We start from the raw sequence: 9,058 nt of genomic DNA on the forward strand, positions 1-9,058 counted from the left end.
CCTCCTTACGGGCGGCTGCGGAATCTCATGTATACTTCAGAACCTCTTCGACGGTCGTATAACCATCGAGAATGCACCGGATGCCGTCCTCGCGCAACGTGCGCATGCCCATTTCGATCGCTTTCTCGCGAATCACCAGGGTGGGCTTGCGCTGGTTGATCAGCTCCTGGATCGGCTCGGTGATCCGCATGTACTCGAAAACGCCGCGCCGGCCGCGGTAGCCGGTGTGATTGCACTCCTTGCAGCCGGCGCCGAAGTAGAATGGACGGTCGCCGACCTGTTCGCGAGTGAGGCCGAGGAGCATCAGCTGTTCGTCCTGCGGCGTGAACGCGGTCTTACAGTGCGGGCAGATCGTGCGCACGAGTCGCTGCGCCAGCACGGCCTCGAGCGTCGACGAAATCAGAAACGGCTCGATACCCATGTCAATCAGCCGCGTGATCGCGCCCGGAGCGTCGTTGGTGTGGAGGGTGCTGAAGACGAGGTGACCGGTCAGCGAGGCCTGGATCGCGATCTCGGCGGTCTCCTTGTCGCGGATCTCGCCGACGAGGATGATGTCCGGATCCTGGCGCAGGAACGAACGCAGCACCCGGGCGAAGGTCAGTCCGATCGCCTCGTTGATGGGGATCTGGATGATGCCCTCAATGTCGTACTCCACCGGGTCTTCCGCGGTCAGCAGCTTTTCCTCGATCGTGTTCAGCCGCTTCAGCGCCGCATAGAGCGTGGTGGTTTTGCCGGAGCCGGTCGGACCGGTGACGATGATGATGCCGTTCGGCTTGTTGATGTCGTACACGAAGGTCTCGTAGATGTCGTCCGGCATGCCGATGTTTTCGAGGTCGAGCTGGACGGTGGTCTGGTCGAGAATGCGCAGCACGACGCTCTCGCCGAACTGAGTTGGCAGCGTGGAGACGCGAAAGTCGACCGGTCGGTTCGCGATCGTCAGCTTGATCCGGCCGTCCTGCGGCAGCCGGCGCTCCGCGATGTTCAGGCCGGAGATCACCTTCAGCCGGGAGATGATCGGCAGCGCGAGCTGACGGGGTGGGGGGGACATTTCGTACAGCGCTCCGTCCACCCGGTAGCGGATCTTGAATTCCTTCTCGAACGGCTCGAAGTGGATGTCCGAGGCGCGGTCCTGCACGGCCTGGTAGAGCACGAGATTCACGAAGCGGACGATCGGCGCCTGGTTGGCCATTTGCTCGAGGTCGATCACCGAGCCGCCCGCGGTGGTGGTCAGGGTGTCGCCGGCCTCCTCGAGTTCCGCCTCCAGCTGGGTGAGCATGTCGCCGATCGAGTCGGTCGCGGTGCCGTACAGGTCGGTGATCAGCTTGCGGATGTCTTCCTGTCGGGCGACGACGTACTCGATTTCGCGGTCCTGCCCGATCACGAAGTTCAGCTCGTCCACGATTTCGGGGCTGAGCAAATCCGACACCGCCAGCCGCACCCAGTTCTCGCGCGCCTCGATCGGCACGACGTTGTACATGCGCACGTAGCTGGGACGGACCGCGCGCGCGACGTCGCGGCTGACCACCATCGCGCCGAGGTCCACCACGTAGGTGCCCATTTGCCGTGCGATGAAGTCCAGCAGCACGTCCTCGGTGAGCACCTCCATGTCGATCAGCAGATCGCGGACGGGATTGCCGGTGCGGCGGTGCTCCTCCTCGATCTCGACCGCGATCGACGGCTCGACGAGGCCGTCCGCCACGAGCTGCTGCAGCAGATAATCCTTGATCTGAAGGGCGTCCTCGGGCATGGCGGCTCCTACCGTTTGCGGCGACCTTCGATCTCGGCGAGACGCTGGAGCATGGACTCCCGGTCGTCGCACTTCATCACCAGCTCTTCGTACGAGATGCGGCCCTGCTGATAGTGGTTCAGCAGACTGTCGTCGAGCGTGAACATGCCGAGCCGGCCGCCGGTTTGAATGTCTGACTTGATGCGAAAGGTCTTGTTGTCGCGGATCAGCGCTTCGATGGCGGGCGTGCTGATCATCACCTCGAACGCGGCGATCCGGCCGGGCTTGTCAATGCGCGGCAGCAGCACCTGCGAGATCACCGCCTTCAGTGTCGAGGCCAGCTGGGTACGAATCTGCTCCTGCTGGTCGGTCGGAAACGCGTCGACGATGCGGTCCACGGTGCGCGCGGCCCCGGTGGTGTGGAGCGTCGCAAACACCAGATGGCCGGTTTCTGCGGCGGTAATCGCCGCTTCCATCGTCTCGAGGTCGCGCATCTCGCCCACCAGGATCACGTCCGGGTCCTGACGCAGCGCGCGGCGCAACGCCTCGCGGAACGAGCCGACGTCCACGCCCAGCTCGCGCTGGGTGACGATCGATTTCTTGTGCTCGTGGTAGTACTCGATGGGGTCCTCGATCGTGATGATGTGGCAGTCGCGCGTCTCGTTGATGATGTTGATCATGCTGGCGAGCGTCGTCGTCTTGCCCGAACCGGTCGGCCCAGTGACGAGGATGAGTCCGCGCGGCAGATAGAGCAGCTCCCGGATCTGTGGCGGCAGGCCGATTTCCTCCAGCGTCATCAGCCGTGAGGGAATCTGGCGCAGCACGAGGCCAAAGCAGCCCTTCTGCCGGAACACGCTCACGCGGAACCGCGCGCGGTTACCGAACCCGAAACCGAAGTCGCACCCGCCCTGCTCGCGGACCCGCTGGATGTTCTCCTCCGAGGTGATCGCGCGCATCAGCCGCTCGGTGTCCTCCGGGCGCAGCGGCTCCGAGTCGATCGGATGGAGGCTCCCGTGCACGCGCAGCACCGGCGGCGAGTTCACCGCGAGGTGCAGGTCGGAGGCCTCTTCCCGAACCACCAGGTCCAGCAGCTCCTCCATCTGGATGTCAGCGGAGCGCAGCGGCATCAGTCGCGATCCCCCATCGTAACGCGGAACACCTCGTCCAGCGTCGTGATCCCCGCCACCACCTTCCGCAGCCCGTCCTCCCGGAGCGTGCGCATGCCGAGCCGGCGTGCGGCGTTGCGCAGCTCGGTCGAGCTCACCTGCGCGTTGATGAGGTGGCGCACCTCGTCGTTCAGCACGAAGATCTCGTAGATGCCGATCCGGCCGCGGTAACCGGTCCCGGAGCAGTCCGAGCACCCCTTGCCCCGGTACAGCGTCGCGTGCTCCACTTGCGCGGCGGCGGAGCCCAGCAGCCGCAGCTCGTGATCGCTGGGTTCGTACTCTTCCTTGCACTTCGTGCAGATCCGCCGCACCAGTCGCTGCGCCATGATCGCGCGGGTCGAGGAGGCCACGAGGAACGGTTTCACGCCGATGTCGACCAGCCGGGTGACCGCGCTCGGCGCATCGTTGGTGTGCAGCGTGCTGAAGACGAGGTGGCCGGTGAGCGACGCGTTCACCGCGATCTCCGCGGTTTCGAGATCGCGGATCTCACCGATCATGATGATGTTGGGTGCCTGACGCAGGATCGAACGCAGCGCCGCCGCGAACGTCATGCCGATCTCCGCGGCCACCTGGACCTGATTGATGCCGCTGATCTGGTACTCGACCGGGTCCTCGACGGTGATGATCTTGCGGTCGGGCTTGTTCAGCTGGTTCAGCACCGCGTAGAGCGTCGTGGTCTTCCCGGACCCGGTGGGGCCGGTGATGAGGATGATGCCGTCCGACAGGCTGATCAGCCGCTCGAACGTCGCCTGGTCATCGGCGAAGAAGCCGAGCTGCGAGAGCCCCAGCAGCAGGCTCGACTTGTCGAGAATTCGCATCACGATCGTCTCGCCGTGATTTGCCGGCAGCACCGACACGCGCAGATCCAGGTCGCGCCCCATCACGTTGATCTGGATGCGTCCGTCCTGCGGCAGCCGCTTCTCCGCGATGCTCATGTTCGCCATGATCTTGATGCGGCTGATGATCGCGCTCTGCAGCTTCCGCGGCGGGCTTTCCATTTCGTGCAGCACGCCGTCAATGCGGTAGCGAACCCGAAACTTCTTCTCCAGCGGCTCCAGGTGAATGTCTGACGCGCGCCGGCGGAACGCCTCGAGGATGATCAGGTTGACGAGCTTGATGATCGGCTCGTCTTCGGCGGTCGTCTCGACCGCCTCCGTCATCACCGTACTGGTGGTGGTCGAGTCCGCGGTGAGCGCGGTGATCGCGCCGGAGATCTCGTCGAGCGCCTGCGGATAGTAGCGGTCAAGCGCGATCTCAATCTCCTCCGGGAGCGCAACCGCCCCCTCGACGTTCGTCTTCAGCAGATAGCGGAGGCTGTCGAGCGTCTCGACATCGAACGGGTCGCTCAACGCGACGCGCAAAGTGCCGTCCTCTCGCGCAAACGGCACCACCTTGTAACGACGCGCGATCTTGTTGGGCACCGCCTGGATCACGTCGTCCGGCACGGCGAGGTTCGAGAGACTGACCGTCTCCATGCCGAACTGGTGCGCCAGCGCCTTCAGGATGTCCACCTTCGTCAGCGGCGTATCGCGCACCAGGATCTCGATGACCGGTTTGTCTTCCTTGCGGGCCGCCTTCAGCGCATCTTCGGCCTGGCGATGATTGATCAGGCCGACGCTGGACAGGATCTCCACAACATATTCGTCGTTTGCCGTCAAAGCCGACTCCCGCGCGGGGCTGCTGCCGCCACCGCATCAGATCTCAGCCGATACGATATGCGGCCGCTGAAGCGGGTGTCAACGGACTCGGCCGCTCGGGGCGCCGGCGGCGCGTCGAACGTGCCGAACCACTCGTGTATCTCCTGCTCGATGCGCGCGATCACCTGCGGGGGTTCGGGTCGTGCGCCGCGCTCGCCCGTCTCTGTGCCCGTGTGTCCAGCGACGCGCACCGGTGGATAAGAAACGCACCCTGGTCTGTATCCGCCGGCGCACCGAGATCGCGCGCTTCGTTTGGTTCGGCGAGAGTCTCGCGGAGCTTGTCGGAGGGCGCCACGCGCCCGCCAACACGAGAGCGCTGGCCTCGCGCGCGCCGCCCGCAAGCGGCCGGCCACTCAGAGAGGGGGGCAGCCAGCACTCCGCCGTGGCCCGGCTGGTCGGAATGCAAGGCGATCCCATGGACATCGTGCGGATATGGCGGTGGCACGTATCCTGCTGGACAGGACGCGCTCGACCCTTAGCGGGACAGGCCTCGGCGCCGGTCGCGCTTCGGTCAGGCAGGTTCACCTCTCGTTCATGAAGCTCTGATCGAGCTGTCCGGTCCCGACGACGTGCTCGCCGATGCGGCGAATGTTCGCAGTGAGGTCGCCGGCGTCGCGGAACAAGGGAGCGATCGGCCGCAGTGGGGGCGGCAACCGGAAGTCAACGTCGCAGGCGCCCGCATGTGACGCCTGTCGGTGGCGGTCTGGTAAAAGCCGGTGAAGGGCGCGGACCGGCTCGGCGCACAAGTGGACTGGTCGCGAACGCGCGCGTGAACCGCATTTCCTCGTGAGCGAGCCGATCCATGTTCGGTGTCAGCACGTCCCGCGCGCCATAGCAGCCGAGGTCATGCGAGATGTTTTCGAGGATGATCCAGAGCACGTTCGGCCCGCGGTGATCGGCAGCGGCCGAACGTAGAAGGGGCGTGCCGACTGCCGCCAGCGCTGGGCGATACAGGTCCCGACGTATTCGGCGGGCGGCTCGCCGCTACGCGCCGGACGGAAACGCCGGCCCCGCGGACGGGGCAGGGGGTTGATTTGGTCGGGCTGCGACCTACAGTGGACGCAGCGGCCGGGAAGCCGCGAACACAGAAAGGGAGCAACCGATGACGTGGCGAGCGATCGCAGTGATGGCGGTGGCGGCGGGCATCGCGGGGGCGCAGCAGGGCCCGCCACCCAACCAGCAGGCGGTTCAGCAGGGGCTTGAGGCGCTCTTCAAGGCGATGAGCAGTGCGCAGCAACAGGGGGCGCCGGCGGCGCTGATTGACCACCGGGAGCTGAAGTCCCTGCTGCCGGCGACGCTGAAGGGCTTCAGGCGCACGAGCGCCTCCTCGGAGCGCAGCGGTGCGTTGGGGATGACGATTTCTCGCGCGGAAGGGGTCTACGAGGGCGCGAACGACGCGCGAATCGAAATCGAATACAGCGATCTCGGCGGTCTGGGCGGCCTAGGTGCGTTCGCGCAGGCGGCGTGGGTCGGTGCGGATATTGATCGTGAAACGGACCGTGGCTTTGAGCGCACCACCAAGTACAAGGGCCACAAGGCGCATGAGGAGTACGACAACGAGGACAAGTCCGGCAAGCTGGAGGTGCTGCTCGGCGGCCGGCTGATGGTGACGGTACGGGGCTACCGCGTGAAGCTCGACGAGCTCCGCGCTGCGATGGACCAGATTGATCTCGCGAAACTCGCCGCACTAAAGCCGGTGGAGTCGAAGCAGACGAGGTAGGGAGGGCTGGAGAGAGGAGGGAGCCGCAGTTTGGGCGAGGCAGGTGTGCGGCGGGCCGGTTCGCGACGCGCGAGCCGTTGAAGTAACATCGGCGGCGCGATGAGCGCGACCGGGGGACCGCCGAAAGGGAAGGCGGGTTCGCTTGCCGATCGCGCGCGTCACTGCGTTTCGACTGTAGAAGAAGGCGGGACGGGAGCGCGGTGAGGACGCGGGGCGATGCCCAGGATTTTTGACAACATCGATCAGTCTCTGCTGCCCGCGCTCCGACAGACGCTTCAGGACTGCAGCGCGGCGGCGTTTTGTGTTGGCTACCTCAATCTGCGCGGCTGGGGACAGATTGCAGATTTGATCGAGCGACTCCCCGGCGGCGAGGACGACCGTTGTTGTCGGCTTCTGGTGGGCATGCATCGCCCGCCCGACGAAGAAATGAAGCTGCTCGGCAGCATCCGCCGGCGCGGCGCGACGCCCGACGGCCCAACGCTCGCGCGGCTCAAACGCCGTGTGAGCGAGAGCTTCAAGGAACAGCTTGAGTTCGGTGTGCCCACCGCGGAAACCGAATCCTCGCTGCGTTTGCTCGCCCGACAGTTGCATGCTCGGAAGGTGCGCGTGAAAGCGTTCCTCGGCTACCCGCTGCATGCCAAACTCTATCTGGTTCACCGCTCCGATCCCGTTGCGCCGCTGGTCGCGTTTGTGGGTAGCAGCAACCTCACGCTCGCAGGGTTGTCACATCAGGGCGAGCTGAACGTTGACGTCGTGGAGCAGGACGCCGCGAGCAAACTGCTGAACTGGTTCGAGGAGCGCTGGAAAGACCCGAACGCCTTCGACATCAGTGAAGAGCTCGCCCAGCTCATTGACAAAAGCTGGGCCGGCGTGACCGACGTGCGGCCCTATCTGGTGTACCTCAAGATCGCATACCACCTCTGCGAGGAAGCCCGTCAGGGCGAGCGCGAGTTCAAGCTTCCGAAACTCCTGCGAGGGGTGTTGCTGGATTTTCAAGCCAGCGCCGTTTCTCTTGCGGCGCACTATCTCTATCGCCGTGGCGGTGTGCTGCTGGGCGACGTCGTCGGGCTAGGCAAGACCTTGATGGCCACCGCCGTCGCCCGCGTGTTGCAGGAGGATGACGACAGCAACACGCTGGTCATTTGTCCACCGAAGCTCCAGCCGATGTGGGAGCTGCACTTTCAAGAATACCAGATCACCGGTCGCGTTCTTTCCCTCGGGAGAGTCATCGAGGAGCTGCCGGCATTGCCCCGCTACCGCCTTCTGGTGATCGACGAGAGCCACAACCTGCGCAACCGCGAAGGCCGGCGATACCACGCGATCCGGGATTACATCGAGCGCAACGAACCCCGTGTGCTTTTACTGACGGCCACGCCCTACAACAAGCAGTTCACCGACCTCGGCAGCCAGTTGCGCCTGTTCGTGGACGAAGACGCCGACCTGCGCGTGCGCCCGGAGCAGTTCTTCCGAGACTGGCATCAAAACGGCCAGACCGAGGCCGACTTCATCGCCCGCTTTCAGACCTCGCCCCGCTCCCTGCGCGCGTTCGAGCAGAGCAACCCCCCGGACGACTGGGGTGAGCGCATGTTGCCGTCGGCCAAGCCGCGCCGCGAAGTAGATTTTCACGGCATTGCCAGAAAAGTTGCCGACGAAGGCAAGGCCAATTCCAAGGGCAAACAAAACGGCGCATCCCGGCGCACCAGACAGCCTCTGCTCGTTGCACTTCCAGTTCAAAGAAGTGAACCGACGGCCCAAGAATCTGGGTTTGTAGCCGCTACTTGTTCCACCTATGCCAACTGAAGCCGACGCCAGAATCGTTGTGGATCGCCTGTTACGCGAGGCGGGCTGGGACATCGAAGACAAGTCCCAAGTCTCCACTGAAGAACCCGCTGCTGATGGGCGCGCCGATTACCTGCTCAAGAACCGGCGCGGACAACCGCTCGCGCCCGTCGAGACGAAGCGGTTCTCCATTGATCCCTACTCGGCCAAGCAGCAAGCCCGGGACTACGCGGTAGCCCTTCGTGCGCCGTTCGTGATTCTGAGCAACGGCCAAGAGTATTACTTCTGGGATTACGAAAACGGCGATGCCCGTCCAATCCTCGGCTTCCCGTCGCCCGCCGACCTAGAGCGCCGCGCCAATCTCCGTCAGCACCGCACAGGCAACATCGCCACGTCGCTCCGTGCCATTCCATATCCCACGCGCTTTCGCTTCCGAGGTGAAGACGTCGAGGTTCGCCCCTACCAGTTGCGCTGCCTGCAAGCCGCTGATGAAGCCCTCATCGCTGGCCGCCGCCGGATGCTCTTTGAGATGGCCACAGGAACGGGCAAAACCCTCACGCTGGCCATGCTGATGAAGCGTTGGTTTCAGGCCGCCGCCATCTCGCGCGTGCTGTTCCTGGCCGACCGCATCGAGTTGGCCAAACAGGCCAAGGAGACATTTGACGATTACCTTCGTGATTACCCCTGCACCCTGCTATACGGCGGCAAACGCAGTCTCGAAGGCCAAATTGTCGTCGGCACGCTCGATACGATTGCCGGTCAACTTGGGCCGGGCGGCTTCGGCCATGCCTATTTTGATCTGGTCGTCACCGACGAATGCCATCGCTCTATCTACAACACCCATCGCGCTACGCTCGCCCATTTCGACGCCATCCACATCGGCCTGACTGCCACGCCCAATCCCGGCGAACTGCGCTGGGTGAGCGAGCACGAACGCCAACTGGTGCGCAGCACCTACATGTTTTTTGAT

At 64.4% G+C, this 9,058-nt stretch carries 6 protein-coding genes; 3 read left to right on the plus strand and 3 right to left on the minus strand.

Annotated features, from left to right (window positions below; all coding sequences use genetic code 11):
- Positions 1-25: 25 nt before the first annotated feature.
- From N2652_11430 to gspE, 3 genes are read right to left on the minus strand one after another with little or no spacing between them, the layout of a single operon-like run.
- Positions 26-1,747 carry an ATPase, T2SS/T4P/T4SS family gene (locus N2652_11430; GenBank protein ID MCX7819796.1) on the minus strand — a complete coding sequence of 574 codons (1,722 nt, stop codon included), beginning with the start codon at positions 1,745-1,747 and terminating at the stop codon, positions 26-28.
- A gap of 8 nt (positions 1,748-1,755) precedes the next feature.
- On the minus strand, positions 1,756-2,853 hold the full coding sequence (locus N2652_11435; protein ID MCX7819797.1) for a type IV pilus twitching motility protein PilT: 1,098 nt from the start codon (positions 2,851-2,853) through the stop codon (positions 1,756-1,758).
- Positions 2,853-4,550 carry a type II secretion system ATPase GspE gene (gene gspE, locus N2652_11440; GenBank protein ID MCX7819798.1) on the minus strand — a complete coding sequence of 566 codons (1,698 nt, stop codon included), beginning with the start codon at positions 4,548-4,550 and terminating at the stop codon, positions 2,853-2,855. Before gspE ends, N2652_11435 begins: the two co-directional genes overlap by 1 nt.
- A 1,141-nt stretch (positions 4,551-5,691) precedes the next feature.
- Here gspE and N2652_11445 point away from each other — a divergent pair.
- The 3 genes from N2652_11445 to N2652_11455 all read left to right on the plus strand — a co-directional run.
- Entirely contained in the window at positions 5,692-6,309 is a 618-nt protein-coding gene (locus N2652_11445; GenBank protein ID MCX7819799.1) for a hypothetical protein, read from the plus strand.
- A 216-nt stretch (positions 6,310-6,525) separates the two neighbouring features.
- Positions 6,526-8,109, plus strand: coding sequence for a phospholipase D-like domain-containing protein (locus tag N2652_11450; GenBank protein MCX7819800.1), 1,584 nt, complete (start codon positions 6,526-6,528; stop codon positions 8,107-8,109).
- A gap of 19 nt (positions 8,110-8,128) precedes the next feature.
- The coding region (locus N2652_11455; GenBank protein ID MCX7819801.1) for a DEAD/DEAH box helicase family protein at positions 8,129-9,058 on the plus strand (930 nt) is incomplete at its 3' end.

The sequence above is a fragment of the Kiritimatiellia bacterium genome (genome assembly GCA_026417735.1).
In the GTDB taxonomy this organism is placed as follows: Bacteria; Verrucomicrobiota; Kiritimatiellia; order PWTM01; family PWTM01; genus CAACVY01.